14 protein-coding genes are annotated in these 15833 nt (G+C 74.7%); 6 read left to right on the top strand and 8 right to left on the bottom strand.

All coding sequences use genetic code 11. The features are described from left to right. Positions 1-39: 39 nt before the first annotated feature. Positions 40-828 (bottom strand): SAM-dependent methyltransferase, encoded by a 789-nt coding sequence (locus tag GQ466_RS19160; protein WP_237418116.1) that lies wholly within the window; start codon positions 826-828, stop codon positions 40-42. A 220-nt stretch (positions 829-1048) separates the two neighbouring features. On the opposite strand from GQ466_RS19160, the gene GQ466_RS19165 reads away from it, so the two are divergent. Beyond that, positions 1049-2218: an aminotransferase class V-fold PLP-dependent enzyme gene (locus GQ466_RS19165; protein ID WP_161104328.1), complete on the top strand. Its 1170-nt coding sequence runs from the start codon at positions 1049-1051 to the stop codon at positions 2216-2218. On the opposite strand, the gene GQ466_RS19170 is transcribed toward GQ466_RS19165, so the two are convergent. Both GQ466_RS19170 and GQ466_RS19175 read right to left on the bottom strand, forming a co-directional pair. Continuing rightward, a complete protein-coding gene (locus GQ466_RS19170) occupies positions 2211-3179 on the bottom strand; it encodes an LCP family glycopolymer transferase (RefSeq protein WP_161104329.1) in 969 nt (322 codons plus the stop codon). The two genes, GQ466_RS19165 and GQ466_RS19170, sit on opposite strands and share 8 nt — an antisense overlap. After that, the gene (locus tag GQ466_RS19175; protein WP_161104330.1) at positions 3176-3763 is read right to left on the bottom strand and encodes an RNA polymerase sigma factor; all 588 of its coding nucleotides are present in this window, start codon (positions 3761-3763) and stop codon (positions 3176-3178) included. Before GQ466_RS19175 ends, GQ466_RS19170 begins: the two co-directional genes overlap by 4 nt. A 256-nt stretch (positions 3764-4019) precedes the next feature. On the opposite strand from GQ466_RS19175, the gene GQ466_RS32870 reads away from it, so the two are divergent. Beyond that, positions 4020-6482: a D-alanyl-D-alanine carboxypeptidase family protein gene (locus GQ466_RS32870; protein ID WP_337193541.1), complete on the top strand. Its 2463-nt coding sequence runs from the start codon at positions 4020-4022 to the stop codon at positions 6480-6482. Between the two features lie 189 nt (positions 6483-6671). Here GQ466_RS32870 and GQ466_RS19185 read toward each other — a convergent pair whose 3' ends face one another. Further along, positions 6672-8102, bottom strand: coding sequence for an aminotransferase class V-fold PLP-dependent enzyme (locus GQ466_RS19185; protein ID WP_161104331.1), 1431 nt, complete (start codon positions 8100-8102; stop codon positions 6672-6674). Positions 8103-8124: 22 nt separating this feature from the next. Then, complete coding sequence (locus GQ466_RS19190; protein WP_161104332.1) at positions 8125-8727, bottom strand: TetR/AcrR family transcriptional regulator; 603 nt, start codon at positions 8725-8727, stop codon at positions 8125-8127. A 145-nt stretch (positions 8728-8872) separates the two neighbouring features. Here GQ466_RS19190 and GQ466_RS19195 point away from each other — a divergent pair, with 145 nt between their 5' ends. After that, positions 8873-9568 carry an ABC transporter ATP-binding protein gene (locus GQ466_RS19195; protein ID WP_161104333.1) on the top strand — a complete coding sequence of 232 codons (696 nt, stop codon included), beginning with the start codon at positions 8873-8875 and terminating at the stop codon, positions 9566-9568. A 105-nt stretch (positions 9569-9673) separates the two neighbouring features. On the opposite strand, the gene GQ466_RS19200 is transcribed toward GQ466_RS19195, so the two are convergent. Further along, positions 9674-10906 (bottom strand): PucR-like N-terminal domain-containing protein, encoded by a 1233-nt coding sequence (locus GQ466_RS19200; RefSeq protein WP_161104334.1) that lies wholly within the window; start codon positions 10904-10906, stop codon positions 9674-9676. Positions 10907-11095: 189 nt separating this feature from the next. Further along, positions 11096-11707 (bottom strand): TetR/AcrR family transcriptional regulator, encoded by a 612-nt coding sequence (locus GQ466_RS19205; protein WP_161104335.1) that lies wholly within the window; start codon positions 11705-11707, stop codon positions 11096-11098. A gap of 252 nt (positions 11708-11959) precedes the next feature. Between GQ466_RS19205 and GQ466_RS19210 the strand changes: the two genes are divergently transcribed. From GQ466_RS19210 to GQ466_RS19220, 3 genes are all read left to right on the top strand, one after another. Further along, the gene (locus tag GQ466_RS19210; protein ID WP_103562292.1) at positions 11960-12163 is read left to right on the top strand and encodes a cold-shock protein; all 204 of its coding nucleotides are present in this window, start codon (positions 11960-11962) and stop codon (positions 12161-12163) included. 65 nt (positions 12164-12228) lie between these two features. Continuing rightward, positions 12229-13857: a DEAD/DEAH box helicase gene (locus tag GQ466_RS19215; RefSeq protein WP_161104336.1), complete on the top strand. Its 1629-nt coding sequence runs from the start codon at positions 12229-12231 to the stop codon at positions 13855-13857. Between the two features lie 763 nt (positions 13858-14620). After that, positions 14621-15190: a type 1 glutamine amidotransferase domain-containing protein gene (locus GQ466_RS19220; RefSeq protein ID WP_161104337.1), complete on the top strand. Its 570-nt coding sequence runs from the start codon at positions 14621-14623 to the stop codon at positions 15188-15190. A gap of 6 nt (positions 15191-15196) precedes the next feature. Here GQ466_RS19220 and GQ466_RS19225 read toward each other — a convergent pair whose 3' ends face one another. Next, positions 15197-15760 carry a TetR family transcriptional regulator gene (locus GQ466_RS19225; RefSeq protein ID WP_161104338.1) on the bottom strand — a complete coding sequence of 188 codons (564 nt, stop codon included), beginning with the start codon at positions 15758-15760 and terminating at the stop codon, positions 15197-15199. Between the last annotated feature and the right edge of the window lie 73 nt (positions 15761-15833).

Genomic DNA, 15833 nt, shown 5'->3' on the forward strand with positions numbered 1-15833 from the left:
ACCGTAAGCTTCTCCGACTCCGGGGGCAATGCCCCATCGTCAACGCTTCCTGCCGACGCCTCCGTAGAGCGATGTCGTCTGGGGCGAGCCCTCGTCGTCGGGGTGCCACGTCCACGGCCGGACGAGCCCGGGCTCGATCAGCTCGTAGCCGTCGAAGATGCCGTTGATCTCCTCGCGGGTGCGGAACACCATCGGGGACGTCGCGTTCTCGAACGCCTTCTCCCACGACCGCTGCTCGCCGGGCGGCGTCCCGTCGCTGGTCAGGTGGGAGATCCCGACGTAGGAGCCGGGGGCCGAGCGCTCGCGGAACGCCGCGACGATCCGCGCCGGGTCCTCCGCGGGGGTGATGAAGTGGAACACCGCGATGAACAGCACCGCCACCGGACGGGTGAAGTCGATCAGGTCGTGCGTCTCGGGGGCGTCCAGGATCGCGGCCGGTTCGCGCATGTCGGCGGTCAGGATCCGGGTGTTGTCGCCCTCCAGCAGCGCGCGGCCGTGGACGGCGACGATCGGGTCGTAGTCCACGTAGAGCACGCGCGCGCCCGGATCGGCCTCCTGCGCGATCTGGTGGGTGTTGCGCATGGTCGGCAGGCCGGAGCCGATGTCGAGGAACTGCCTGATGCCGTGCTCGGCGGCCAGCCGGCGCACCACGCGGCCGAGGAAACGGCGGTTCTCCAGCGCCGTCGCGCGCACGGACGCCTCGCCGATCCCCTCGTACAGGGTGGCGTTGGCGCGCCGGTCGACCTCGTAGTGGTCCTTGCCGTGCAGGGCCTCGTCGTACATGCGGGCGGGGGTCGGGACGCCGAGGGGAATGGACTCGTCGGGCAACGCGGGTCACCTCACCGAAAGCGGGAGCCGGGCGGGCGTACCGATCCTATTCCCGTCCGCCCGGCGGCGGTCCGGTTCCGGGCCCCTGTTCCGGACCGGACCGCGGTCGCCGGGCGCGCCGACCCTCTCATCCGGGTCCGACATTTCACGGCGGCCTTTGCGGGAACACGGAACCCGACCTTTGAATGGGATCTGACGAACCACGGCCAGAGGAGGCCATGTGACCATCGACGTCGCCCGGGTCCGCGCGGAGACGCCGGGATGCGCCGGAGTCGTCCACTTCAACAACGCCGGCGCGGCCCTCCCGCCCCGGCCCGTCCTGGACGCCGTGCTCGGGCACCTGCGGCTGGAGGCCGAGATCGGCGGCTACGAGGCCGCGGACCGGGCCGCCGCCGCGCTCGACGACTTCTACCCGGCCGTCGCGGCGCTGCTCGGCGCGCACCCGGACGAGATCGCCTACGTGGAGAACGCGACGCGGGCGTGGGACATGGCGTTCCACTCCGTCCCGTTCGCCGCCGGGGACCGCATCCTCACCACGACCAGCGAGTACGCCAGCAACGCCATCGCCTACCGGCGGGCCGAGGAGACGCTCGGCGTGCGGGTCGCGGTCGTGCCCGACGGTCCGGACGGCCTCGTGTCGCTGGACGCGCTCGCCGTTGAACTCGCGCGGGGGGACGTCCGGCTCGTCTCGCTCAACCACGTTCCGACGTACAACGGGCTGGTGAACCCGGCCGCCGAGGTCGGGCGGCTGTGCCGGTCCGCGGGCGTGCTGTACCTGCTGGACGCGTGCCAGTCGGTCGGGCAGCGGCCCGTGGACGTCGCCGAGATCGGCTGCGACCTGCTGTCGGCGACCGGGCGCAAGTTCCTGCGGGGGCCGCGCGGCACCGGGTTCCTTTATGTCCGGCGGGGGGTGCTGTCGACGCTCGTCCCGCCGTTCCTCGATCTGCAGGCGGCGGACTGGCGGCCTCCGGACACCTACGTCCTGCGCGACGACGCGCGCCGCTTCGAGACGTGGGAGCGGTTCTTCGCCGGGCAGATCGGGCTCGGCGTCGCGGCCCGGTACGCGGCGAGCCTCGGGGTGGAGGCGATCGCCTCGCGCGTCACCGGGCTGGCCGCCGACCTGCGCGGACGGCTCGCCGAGCGGCCCGGCGTGACCGTGCTGGACCGGGGTGCGGCGCCGTCCGGGATCGTGACGTTCACGGTCGACGGGGTCGCGGCGGACGACGTCCGGGACGCGCTGCGGGCGAAGGGCGTGAACGTGAGCGTCGCCGTCCCGAGCGGCCACGGATACACCACCGGGGCCGCTCCGGACGTCGTCCGCGCGTCGGTGCACTACTACAACACCGAGGAGGAGATCGGTCTTTTGCTGGACGCGCTGCCGGTCACCTGAGCGTCCGGAACAGAGCCTCGGCGCGCTTCTCGTCCAGGACCAGGCGGGCCGGGTCGCGCGGGTCCGGGACGACCGGCGCGATCTTGTACCGCGCTGTGGCGGGGTCGGTGCGCTCCAGGCTCGTTGCCAACTCCTTCAGGAACGCGGGGGTCAGGGCGCGGTCGGCGACCATGCCGGACGTCACCGCGTTCACCAGCCGGGCCAGCGTGACCGGGTTGGTGATCTTTTCGCGCGCGGCTTTGGCGAGCGCGGCCATCAGGGCCTGCTGCCGCTTGACGCGGTCCAGGTCGGAGCCGTCGCCGAGCCCGTGCCGCGCCCGCGCGTAGGCGAGGGCCGGTCGGCCCCGGACGAGGTGGCGCCCGGCCGACAGCTTCAGGCCGCTGGCCGGGTCGTCCACCGCGCGGGGCAGCATGACCTCGACGCCGCCGACCGCGTCCACCATCTCCACCAGCCCGGCGTAGGCGAGGATCGCGACGTGGTCGACGCGGACGTGCGTCAGCGCCTCCACGTTGCGGGTCACGCAGGTCAGGGAGCGGTTCGGGATCGTCCCGGAGAGCCGTCCGCCGGTCGTTGCGCCCGGGCACGCGGCCGGGGCTTCCACGTCGCGCGGCAGGCTCACGACCGTGACGCGGCGGCGGTCGGCGGGCAGGTGGACGAGCACGATCGAGTCGGCGCGGGCATCGCCGCGGACGCCGTCCGCGCCGACGAGCAGCAGGTTCACGGCCTTCACGGTGCCCGGCCGGTGCGTGGCCGGGGCCTTGCCGCTCTGCCGCAGCAGCGCCGGGACGAGCACGAGCGCGGCCGTCGCGAGGGCCGCCGCCGCGATGACGAGTGGGCCCGGCCTCCGGCGTCGCGGCCGGGCTTGCGCGAGCCGGGACCGTTGCCGGACGAGCGTCGCGGGCGGTTCGCGGTCCAGCGCGCGCCCGAGGTCGCGGAGCAGGTTCAGGTCGTCCACGGTCACGCCTCCTCGCGCGTCGGGTCGGTGTCGCCGAGGGCCGCGCGGACCTTGCGGCGCGCCCGGTTCAGCCGGGACCGGACGGTCCCGACCGGGATGCCGAGCGCCTCGGCCGTCTCGGCGTAGTTCAGGTCCGCCCACGCCACCAGCAGCAGGACGTCGCGGTCGCGGCGCGGCAGGGCTTCGAGCGCGCCCGCCAGCCGGGGCCGGACGGCGGCGGCGGTGACGGCCGCGGCCACCGCGTCGGCCGGGTCGTCGTGGACGGCGCCGGCCGGGGTGCGGCGCAGCGCCCGGTAGCGGGCGGCCTCGTCGCGGTGGTGCCGTGCGACCAGCTTGGTGACGATGCCGAACAGCCAGGGCCGCGCGTCGGCGCGGTCGAGGTCGTAGCGGTCGCGGCGGCCGAACGCGGCGAGGAACGTGTCGCCGACGAGGTCCTCGGCCGGGTCCGGGCCGAGACGGCGCGCGACATAGCGGTACAGCATCGGGGCGTAGCGGTCGAAGAGGGCGGCGAACGCCTCGGGGTCGTCGTGGGAGCGCCGGATCAGGTCGGCGTCGGACGCCGTCTCCGGCACGGCGGGCGGCGCCGTCATCGGCGGCGCCGCTGCTTTGGGTCGGGCATGGGGGGACCGGCCTTCCCGGTGGGGGACGTGACGGGGATGTCTTGCCGCGAACGTGCGTCCGGGTTCACGGTCCGGCCGAGGTTTTCCTTGATCGATGATGCATTGCGAACCGCCCTTTCCGGCTAAGCTGCGCATTCTCTAGGGGGGACACGGGGGGTCCGTCGGCGAGCCCGCTGCGTCCGCGTGTGGTCCGCGTGGGTGGACGCAGGACGAGGAGGACGCCGCCGTGAACGAGCCCGAAACGGACGCCGAGCGCCCGGAGACCGCCGAGTTCGCGGTGCCGTCCGGCGGCGCGCGACGCGGCCGGCACGCCCGTCCCGTCGACGAGGAACCCGCGGCGGCCACGCCCGAGGAACCCGCCGAAGCGGCTCCCGCCGAGGAGCCCGAGACCGACGACGCGTCCGAAGCGGCTCCCGCCGAACCGGAGCCCGCCGAACCCAAGGCAGCCGGACCGGAGCCCGCCGAACCGAGCGCGGCCGAACCGGAGGCGTCCGGCGAGCCCGGCGAGCCCGAGGACGAGGACGCACCGGACGCGGAGCCCAACGAGGCCACCGCACCGCCTGCGCCGCCCGCACCGTCCGCACCACCCGAACCCTCCGCGCCGCCTGCGCCGCCTGCGCCGCCCGAAGCCTCCGCACCGTCCGCGCCGCCCGCGCCCTCCGCACCGGTTGCGCCACCCGAGCCGGTCACGCCGCCCGCGCCATCCGCGTCGTTCGAGCCGTCCGCACCGGTCACCCCGTCCGCACCGGTCACGCCGCCCGAGCCGGTTGCGCCCCCCGAGCCGTCGGCGCCGGTCGCGCCGCCCGGGCCCTCCGCGCGGGTTTCGCGGTCTGCGCCACCCGTGCCCTCCGCGCCACCCGCGCCACCCGCTTTCTCCGCGCCACCCGCGCCGGTCGAGCCGTCCGAGCCCTCGGCGCCGGTCACGCCGTCCGAGCCGGTCACGCCGGTCGCCGCCGACGATCCCACGGTGACCCGGCCCGAGCCGCTGCCCGAGCCCATGCCTGAGCCCGAGTCGCAGGCCCGGCCGCCCGAGGCGGCCGAGCCGCCGTCCGACCGGCTGCCCGTGCCCCGGCCCGACCGGCTGCCGGTGCCGCGTTCGGCCACGCCGACCGTCGAGGAGCGGCTTCCGGCGCTGCCGGAGGAACGTCCCGCCGCGAGCGCGTCCGGGCAGTGGAGCGCCCCGTGGTCTCCCGCCGCGCCGCCGACCGAGCCCGTGACCGCGTTCCGGCCCGAACCGCAGTCCGACCCCCGCCCGGACCCGGGCTACGCGCCGCCGTTCGAGGCGGAGTTCCCGCCGCGCCACGAGCCCCAGCACGAGCCCCGGCAGGAGCCCTGGCACGAGCAGCAGTACGAACAGCAGTACGAACAGCAGTACGAACAGCAGTACGAACAGCAGTACGAACAGCAGTACGAGCAGGAACCGCCGCGCTGGGTCACCGAGCGCGAGGAGGAGCCGCCGCCGATCCCGGCGTACGCGCACGCCTACGACGAGGAGCCGCGCCGCCGCCGCTGGCCGCTCGTCACGCTGCTCGTCGCGATTCTGCTGATCGCGGGCGTCGTCACCGGGCAGCTGCTGCGGCCGGTGCCCGAACCCGACCTCGTCCTGGCGCTGCCCGCGTCGCACACGTTCGCCGGGACCAGGCCCGTCCTGCCGTGGCCCGTGAACGGCCAGAGCGCGGTAGCGGTGGACGGCCTCGGCACGATGGGCACGTCCGGCGGCACGGCCCCGACACCGACCGCGAGCGTCGCCAAGGTGATGACCGCGTACGTGTTCCTGCACGAGCACCCGCTGGCGTCCGGCGCGGACGGCCCCGTGTACGCGGTGTCGGCGCAGGGCGTCGCCGACCTGCCCGGCCGCCGAGCGCGTGGCGAGTCACTGCTCGGCATCACCGCGGGCCAGCACCTCACCGAGCGCAAGGCGCTGGAAGCACTGCTGCTGATCTCGGCGAACGACGTCGCCCACGAACTGGCCCGCTGGGACGCGGGCACCGAAGTGGACTTCGTCGCGAAGATGAACGAGACGGCGCGAAGCCTGGGCATGACGTCCACGACGTACACCGACCCGAGCGGCTACGACGCCCGCACGGTCAGCACGGCCGCCGACCAGGTGAAACTGCTGACGGCCGCAATGCGCGTGAAGGCCTTCACCGAGATCGTCGCGAACCGGATGTTCGTCCCCGACAACGGCGGCGCCGCACGCCCCGCCGGCAACCTGCTGCTCGGCCGATACGGCGTCGTAGGCGGCAAGACCGGCTACACCGACAAGGCAGGCGGCAACTACGTCTTCGCCGCACGCAAGCGGATCGGAACGGTCAGCGTCCTCATCATCGGCGCGGTGATGGCACAGCGGTCACCGAGCGCGGTAGGAGCGATCAACGTCGGAGAACGGCTGGTCGCGGCGGCCGAAAACGCCCTGACGGCCGAACGCGTCGCCCGGTCCGGCGACACCGTGGCACGCGTCGAGGACGGCCTAGGCGGATCAACACCGGTGCGCGCCGCCTCCTCGGTGACGGTCGTAGGCTGGCGCGGCCTGACGGTACCCCTGCACGTCCTCGGCGACCCACCGCACGCGGCGAACGCCGGCGAGCCCATCGGCACCATCACCGCCGGCCCGGGCCGCTTCGCACTCACCCCCGCCCAAGCCCTCACCGGCCCGTCCCTCCAACACCGCCTACTGCGACTCCGCTAATCCCACCACCCCACGCAGACCATCAGCACCTCGCGAGTCGCGGGCACCAGTGCGTCGCACACCGCGCCCGCGTAGAGCGCGGACAAGACGCGGACCAGCGGGCTTCGCGGGTTGCGGGCGGCGGCGCGTCACACCGTCCCGCGTAACGCACGGACCGGCGCGGGCTTGCGGGTCGCGGGGGGCGGTGCGTTAGACCGCGCCGGCGTAGAGCGCTGAGAGGAAGCGGATCAGTAGGGCCTCGCGGGTGGTGGGGGGCAGGGTGTCGAGGACGGCGTTGATCGTCGCCATGCCGCCGTCGCCGGTCGCGGTGAGGAGTTCGGCGAACTGGTGGTCGTCCAGCGCGTCCAGGTCCAGGCCCGCGACGAACTCGGCGAGGCCGTCGGGGATCGTGGCGGGGCCCGCGGCGCGGGCCGTGTTCACCGCCTCGGTGAGCGCGGCGAGCATCGGTCCGACCGCGCTGACGCCGGTCAGCGTGAGGTGCAGGTTCGCCGGGACGCCCTGGAACGACAGCTGTGGTTGGAAGTACCAGCCGAGTGAGCGGGCCGCGTCGGCGATGACGAACACGTCCAAGTGCGGGTCGTCGGACGCTATGGCTACGAGCGGCGCGTCGGGCTTGCCCAGGACTCGAAGGCCCGGGATTCGTGCGATTCCGGTGATGAGGCGGTCGGCGGCGTCCATCGCGTCGGCCGCGAGCCGCCGGTAGCCGTCCGCGCCGAGCGCGCGCAGCGTCACCCACGCCGCGCCGAGCGGTCCCGCGCTCCGGCTGCTCTGCGCCGTCGCGTTGACGACCGTGTACCCGGGCCAGCCGGCGGACGCGAAGTACGCGCGGCGGCGCAGCGCCGGGTCCGCGAACAGCACGACCGACGCCCCCTTCGGCGCGTACCCGTACTTGTGCAGATCGCACGACAGCGACGTCACGCCGGGGACGGACAGGTCGAACGGCGGCACGTCCCGGCCGTTCTCGCGCAGCCATGGCAGCACCCAGCCGCCGACGCACGCGTCCACGTGGCAGAGCACGCCCGCGTCGGCCGCGATCCGCGCGAGGTCGGCCACCGGGTCCAGGACGCCCTGCGGGTAGGACGGCGCGGACGCCACGACCAGCACCGTCCGGGGCGTCAGCGCGGCGGCGGTCGCGGCGGGGTCGGCGCGGTAGGACGCTTGGTCTACCGGGACGGTCACGACCTCCATCCCCAGATAGTGCGCGGCCTTGTGGAACGCCGGGTGCGCGGTGGACGGCGCGACGATCTGCGGCGTCCCGTCCACCGGGGACGCGTCGCGCGCGGCCTTCACCGCCAGCAGGATCGACTCGGTGCCGCCGCTGGTGAAGATCCCCGGCGTGTCCGGGCCGCCGCCGAGCCGGTCCGCGACGGCGCCGACGACGTCCCGCTCCAGCGCGACGATGCTCGGGAACGCCGTCGGGTCCAGGCAGTTGACCTCCAGCAGGTCCAGGTAGGCGCGGGCGGCGGCGTCGTGGATCTCGGGCCGTCCGGTGTCGTAGACGTAGGCGGTCACGCGTCCGCCGCGCACGGGCAGGTCCCCGGCGCGCAGCCGGGCGAGGTCGGCGAGCAGGTCGGCGGCGGGACGGCCGTCGGCCAGCGGTCCGGCTACGGATCTGGGCACGGAGGCGGGCAAAAAGGCTCCTTCAGTGCAGGCCGAGCATTCGATCGACCAGTCGGTGCACGTGGGCGCGGAACCGGCGGACCTCGGCCGGACGGTCGATGCCGCGCCGTCCGGCCGCGTCGGGCACGCCGCCCCGGCAGAACCCGTGCGTGCACCAGACGACGGTCATGACGGCGTACTCGGCGTCCACGTCCGCCTCGGCGACCCCGCGCACCACCGCCGCCATGCGCTCCACGAGCGGCCGGGCGTAGCGGCTCTCCAGGTCGGCGATGTCGGCGGCGTCGGACTGCCACCGGTGCACCCACAGCGCGGGGACCTCCGGGTGCTCGACGCAGAAGTCGATGTAGGCGTCGAGGAGGCGGCGCAGGCCCGGCACGTCCGCCACGCCGTCGTGCGCTTCGAGGACGGCGCGTTCGGCCTGGTGGGCGCGTTCCATGACGGTCAGGTACAGGTCCCGTTTGCCGCCGACGTGGTAGGCGACGGTCGCGACGTTCAGCCCGGCCGTCGCGGCGATGAGCCGGGTGGACGTGCCGTCGTAGCCGAGCGCGGCGAACAGCCGGGTCGCGGTCTCGATGATCCGTTCGCGGGGGTCCGCCGGGAGGACGGGCGGGGCGAGGTCGGCCATGCCTCACCGTAGGCACCGCGCTACAGGCCGGTCAATCGTTTGATGGAGATCACTTTTTGTTATTTCTTTGCTACTGAAAGTGTTCGACCGCTTCTCTCCAGGGAAAAGGCCCGGCGACGCACCCCCGCACGCCCCCGGGAGACGTATGACGCACGACACGACCGTCCGCGCGACCGGCCTCGGGAAGACCTACGACCCGTCCGCCGGGCCTGTGCTGGCGGGCGTGGACGTCGCGTTCGCCGCCGGAGAGCTGTGCGCTCTCATGGGACCGCCCGGCGCGGGACGCAGCACGCTGCTCGGCTGCCTCGCCGGGTACGTCCCGCCGAGCACGGGCGCCGTCCACCTCACCGGCGGGCGCTCCCCCGTGCTGCTGCGCGGCGTCCGACGGTCCCGGATCGGGTTCGTCGCGCCGCACGCGCGCCCGTTCCCCCGCGAAACGGTCGCGAGCCATCTGCGCTGGTCCTGCGCGCTCGCCGGGACGCCGCACGACCCGTACCGCGCGGCGCGGGTGGCGTGGCTGCTCGGGCTCGGCGGCGTCCTCGGCACGCCCGTCGCGCGGCTGACCGCCCGCGACCGGCGGCTCGTCCTGTGCGCGGGCGCGCTGCTGCCCGGCCCGCGCCTGGTCACCGTGGACGCCCCCGACGCCGCCGCCCCGGACGCCGCGTTCTTCGAGCGCCTGCGCCGCGCCACCGCCGGGCTCGGGACGGGCGTCGTCGCGGTCACCGGCGACAGCGCCGCCGCGGCCGTCGCCGACCGCGTCGTGTTCGTGGAGCGCGGACGGATCGCGGGCGCCGTCCACCACCCGCACGACCGCCCGGCGCTCCCCCCGCTCGCGGGGTAGCCCCCACCGCCCGCCAGGCCGTCCCCGCCGCTCGCAGCGTCGTCCCCGCCGCTCGCAGCGCTGTCAGCGCCGCTCGCGGGGCCGTGTCGGGTGCTGGCGGGTGGGTCAGTCCTCGTCGGCCTCGGTGCGGCGTTCGGCGTCCGGGCTGCTCAGCCAGACGGTCAGCACCATCTCCATCTCCAGCCGCGTCTCCGGGTCGTAGAGCTGGTCGCCGAACAGTTCTTCGAGCTGGTGCAGGCGGTACCGGACGGTCTGCGGGTGCACGTGCAGCCGCGCCGCCACCTCGGTCGCGTTGAACCCGTTCTGCAGGCACGACAGCAGCGTCCGCACGAGCCGTTCCCGGTGCCGGGGCCGGACGCCGCGCAGCGGGGCGAGCCGCAGGTCCGCGACGGCGCGCACCAGTTCCTCGTCCTTGAACACCACGAGCGTCGGCATGTGCTCGGAGCAGCGGATCAGGCGGTCGGACGGCAGCACCCCGCGCCGCGCCAGCGGCAGCGCCTCGCGCGCCCACCGCATCGACTTGGCTGCGTCCTCGGTGCGGACGGTGGGCCCCATCGCGGCGACCCAGTTGCGCAGGGCGTTCTCCAGCAGGCGCCCGCGCCCCGGCCCGTCCGGGTCGGGGACGATCAGGCACGGCTCGCGCCGGTTCACGTCGGCGAGGACGTCCGGCGGCAGCGACGGGTGCGTGAACGGCTCCTGCCCCCGCTCGTACAGCACGACCGCCGCGACCGTCCGCGGCACCCGCCACTGGGCGAGCCGGGCGAGGTCGGCGACGGCCTGCGGCGCGGCGGGCGGCTCGGCGAGCATCATGTCCAGCAGTCGGCGCCGCCGGTGCTCCAGCTCGCCCGCCTCCTGCTCGCGGGCCTTGGTGTACCCCTCGGTGGCGGCGCGGGCGATCTCGTCCAGGAACGCGAAGATGGCCTCGGCGATGCTGGCGAGCGTCCGGCGCGAGATGTTGTACCGCTCCGACTCCGACGCCAGCCGCCGCCACGCGACGCGCGCGCCGAGCCGCAGGGACGTCTGAAGCACGTCGAGGCTGCGCCCCTCGCGGGCCTCCGCCCAGCCGATCTCCCGGTACACGGCCGCGACCGGCTCCCACGAGCTGTCGGGGTCCATGATGAGGTCGACGAACTGCCGCAGCGCGCCCTCCACCGCGAGCCGGACGAACCGCGCGTACTCCTCGTCGTGCGGACGCGAGTACTCCGGGACGCCGGCCAGGATCTCCTCGATCATCTCCTCGGCCAGGGCGCCGAGATGCGGTCGGAACAGCTCCGAGACCTCACCGGGCACGCCCACCCAGGGCTTGAGCTGCGAACGTTCCTCGATCGACGCTGTCACCGTTGGTTCCTCCCACCCCGCCGGGGTCCGGGGCCTTCCGGGGAAGGTACCTCCGGTGGGACGGCGGGGCTTCAGGTTCACCGACGCATTAGCCGGGTGCCGTTGTCAGTCGAGTGACAACCCCGGGCGTTCACCCGACGGGGATCATCACCTGGAGACGGAGCCCGTGACCGTCCTGTGACCCGGCGGTCAGCCCGGGACGGCGGCGAGCGCGCCGCGCAGGACGAGCCGTCCCGACGTGCGCACGAGCGCGGTGACCTCGTCCACGGGGCGGCGCAGCGACGTCAGGCTGACGAGGGCGGCGAGCAGCACGTGCCCGAGGACGATCTCGGCGTCCTCGCGGCCCGGCACCGGATCGCCGATCGCCGCCGACAGCCGGGCGCGGAGCTGCGCGAACAGCTCGGTGCGGGCCGCGTCCACGCCCGGGTCGCCGGACGTCGCCGCCTGGACGACCGCCGACGCGAGCGTCAGGTTCTCGGCGGCGACCACGACGATGCGCTCCAGCAGGCCGGTGAGCCGCTCCTCGGGCGTCGCGCCGGGGGCCGGGTCGCCGGGGGCGATCTCCTGCGCCCAGACGGCGGCCACCTCGGTAAGAAGATGGTCTTTTGTCGCGAAATATCGGTACACGGTGGCGCGCGCCACGCCCGCGCGGTCGGCGACGTCGTGCATCGTGACGGCCGGGTAGCCGCCCGCGTCGGCCAGCGCGCGGGCCGCCGCGATCAGCCGCTCCCGCCGCGCCTGCTGCTCGCGCGACAGGCTCCGCGTGACGGTGATGTGCGCGGTTCGGTCCGGGTGGGTCATGGGGTCGTTCTCCTCCCGTCGCCACCGCCCATTCTCGCGCATGCGCTCGCGCACGCGCCGCGCGCGCCGGATCGCGCTCCGGCGGACGTGTGGTAGCGTCGAGGCAGTTGCGGTTCCCATAGACATTTGTGTGCGCCTGCAGGTTCGATCCTCAGGCGCATTTTTTGTTGTTCTGGATCTTCCGGATGGGCCATCGCGGCGCTTCCGGCCGTACAAGGTGTGCGACCGGGACCTAATCCGAAGGAGATCAATATGGCCACCGGTACCGTCAAGTGGTTCAACGCCGAAAAGGGCTTCGGCTTCATCGCCCAGGACGACGGCGGCGCCGACGTCTTCGCCCACTACTCCAACATCGCGGCGCAGGGCTTCCGCGAGCTGCAGGAGGGCCAGAAGGTGACGTTCGACGTCACCCAGGGCCAGAAGGGCCTCCAGGCGGAGAACATCGTCCCCGCCTGACCGTTCCGCAGCGCCGCGGCGGGCGTCGATCCGCCGCGGCGACCCGGTCCGGAAGGACTACCGCCATGACCCGTTCCGCCCGTCCCGCGCGCCGCTCCCGGCGCCCGGCGGCCCGGCGACCGCACGGCGCGGAGTCCCCGCGTCCGGGCACGCCCGCACCGCCGCCCGTCGCCTCGTTCGCCGAGCTCCCGCTCCCCGCCCCGCTGTTGACGGCCCTCGCCGCGCAGGGCGTCACCGAGCCGTTCCCCATCCAGGCCGCGACGCTGCCGAGCGCGCTCGCCGGCCGGGACGTCCTCGGCCGGGGCCGCACCGGCTCCGGCAAGACCCTCGCCTTCGGCCTCGCGCTGCTCGCCCGCCTCACCGGCCGGCGCGCCGAGCCGTGCCGTCCGCTCGCGCTCGTCCTCGTCCCCACCCGCGAACTCGCGCAGCAGGTCGCGACCGCCCTCACCCCCTACGCCGACGCCGTCGGCCTGCGGATGACGGCCGTCGTCGGCGGCCTGCCGATCGCGCGCCAGGCCACCGCGCTGCGGCGCGGCGCCGACGTCCTCGTCGCGACCCCCGGACGCCTCGCCGACCTGCTGGAACGCGGCGACTGCCACCTCGGCGACATCGCCGTCACGGTCCTGGACGAGGCCGACCAGATGACCGACATGGGCTTCCTGCCGCAGGTCACCCGGCTGCTCGACCGCACGCCGCCCGGCGGCCAGCGGATGCTGTTCTCCGCCACGCTCGACGGCGACGTGGACAAGCTCGTCCGGCGCTTCCTGGACGACCCGGTGTCGCACGCCGTCGACGCCGCCGCCGGGGCCGTCACCGCGATGGAGCACCACCTGCTGCGCGTCGCGGACACCGACAAGCAGGAGACCACCGCGCACATCGCCGCCCGCTCCGGGCAGGTGATCATGTTCGTGCGGATGAAGCACGCCGCGAACCGGCTCGTCCGCAAGCTGTCGGCGCGCGGGATCAACGCCGGCGCCCTGCACGGCGGCCGGACGCAGTCCCAGCGCGACCGCACGCTCGCCGGCTTCCGGACGGGCGAGGTGACCGTCCTCGTCGCCACCGACGTCGCCGCGCGCGGCATCCACATCGACGACCTGGACCTCGTCGTCAACGTGGACCCACCCGCCGACCACAAGGACTACCTGCACCGCGCCGGCCGCACGGCCCGCGCCGGCCGCGCCGGGACGGTCGTCACGCTCGTCCTGCCCGACCAGCGCGCCGCCGTGGACGAACTGTTCGCCGCCGCCAAGGTCCGCCCGACGACGACGGCCGTCCGCCCGGGCGACGCGGAACTGACCCGCATCACCGGCGCCCGCACCCCACCCGGCCCGGCCCCCACCGCCTCGTCCCGCGAGGCAACACCGTCCCGCAGGGCCACCTCACCCCGCGACAGCGCGCCCCGTAAGGCGGCGTCCCGCGAGTCCGCCCCGTCCCGCGACACCGCGCCCCGCAAGGCCGCGTCCCGCGAGACCCCCGCGCGCCGCGAAGCCGCCCCGTCCCGCGGAGCCGCTTCATCGCGCGAGACCGCGTCCCGCAAGGCCGGCGCGCCCCGCGAGACCACCGCGTCCCGCGAAACCCCGGCGCCCCGAGAGGCCACCACGGGCCATCCCGCCCAAGAGGGACGCCGCCGGGGCACTCCACCCGCGTCCCGCAACCGCCGACCGCGCCGAGCCCCGTCCCCGCGCAACAGCTAGCACCCGCACCTAGGCCCCAGCGCCCCCGGGCCGACTCCGCGTCGGCCCGGGGCCGGCCGGCGCGGCGGCAGGATGTTCCGACCGCGTCCCGTTCCCGCTGGACGCCGTCGCCGCACAACAGCCAACGCCCACAGCCGCCCAGGCCCCTGCGCCCCGGGCCGGTTCCGGACTGGCCGGGGCGGCGGCCGAGTGCTTCGCCCGCGTCCCATGCCCGCCAGCCCCGCCGAAGGCCATCGGCGGGGTGCTCCCGCCCGCGCCCCGCGCCCACCAGCCCCGCCGGGCGCCGTCGCCGCCACAAGAGCTAACGCCCGCGCCTGCCCGGGCCCTTGCGCCTGAGCAGCTGCGGGCCAGCCGGGCGACGGCGGAGTGCTCCGGCCGCGTCCCGCGCCCGCCAGCCCGCCGACCCCGTCGGGCGCAACAGCAGCGCGTGCCCCAGGGTCAAGCTCAGCCCGCTGTCGGGGTAGTCCACGGTCAGCGGTGTTATGCCGGGCGGCGGCCCGGCCGTCCGGCTTCCGGCCGACTTCCCGGGCTCGCCTGGCGTCTCATTCCGCGACCGTGTCTTCGCGAGCGCGGCATCGCTCCGGGCTTCGGGCCGGGGCGGGCTGCGGGGCGGGGACGGCGGGGTGGGGTTTTGACGGCGGGGCTAGCGCTCGCGTCTGGGCGGGGCCAACCCCGGGCAAACCCTTCTGTCGCGCGTGGATAGGCCTCCGGGGGCGGGTACGGGCGGTCGGATGCAGCCTGACCGCGACAGAAGGGAAGCATCATGGGTGACGCCAATCTGACCGGCTACAGCGCACTGGCGATCGTGTCGAACTACGGCGTCGAGCAGGACGAGCTGATCGTGCCGGTGCAGCACCTGCGCGACGACGGCGCCGACATCGACGTCGCCGCCCCGTCCGCGGACACCATCCAGACGCTGGTCGGCGACCGGGACCCGGGCAAGACGGTCGAACCGACGCTTTCGCTGGACCAGGTCGAACCGGCCGACTATGACCTGCTGTTCATTCCCGGCGGGACGCTCAACGCGGACACGCTGCGGCGCAACGAGACCGCCATCGGGATCGTCCGGGCGTTCACGTCCACGGGCGCGCCGGTCGCGGCGATCTGCCACGGGCCGTGGGCGCTGGTGGAGGCGGGGGCGACGGAGGGCAAGACGCTTACGTCCTATCCCTCGCTGCAGACCGACATCCGCAACGCGGGCGGCACGTGGGTAGATCGACCGGTCGTTACCGATGACGCGGGCTATCCGCTGGTCACCTCCCGGCGGCCGGACGACCTGGACGACTTCGTGCGCGAGATCGACGCCGTCCTCACGGCCGGGTCGACCGCCTGACCCGGCTCAGGGCCGCCCGGCCTGGTCGAGGACCGTCTCGGCCAGCGCGCGGGCGGCGAGCGCGGGGTGCTCCTCGGGGCGCGTGACGCCCTGGGCCAGCACCCCGTCCACGAGCACGGCGAGCTGGTTCGCCCCCGCGTCCGGGTCGGGGTGGCCGTGCCGGGTCAGCTCGCCCGCGAACAGCTCGTGGATCCGCCACTTGGTGGCGCGGACCTCTTTGTGCGCGGGGTGGCCCGGGTCGGCCAGGGCCAGTTCGGCGGCCGTGAACCGGCAGCCGTGGAAGTCGGGCTTGGTCGTGACGCGGTCCAGCTCGTCGAACACCGCGAGGACGCGGGCGCGCGGCTCGTCGCCCGCCGCGTCCATGGCGGTGCGGTAGCGGGCGACGGGGTCGGCGCTGCGCAGCACCTCGACGATCAGGCCGTCCTTGCCGCCGAAGTGCTGGTAGAGCGACCTTCGGGCGACGTCGGCCTGCTTGAGGATCGCGTCCACGCCGACGTGGACGCCCTGGGTGTAGGTGAGGTCGCGGGCGGCCTGGAGGAGGCGGTCGCGGGGTCCGGGGCGCGTGGTCACGGGACGATTCTAGGCACGGACTTGACAGTAGATCAACCGATCTATCTATGATCAGCGACGTATACCGACCGTT

Source organism: Actinomadura rayongensis (assembly GCF_009831215.1).
Lineage (GTDB): Bacteria > Actinomycetota > Actinomycetes > Streptosporangiales > Streptosporangiaceae > Spirillospora > Spirillospora rayongensis.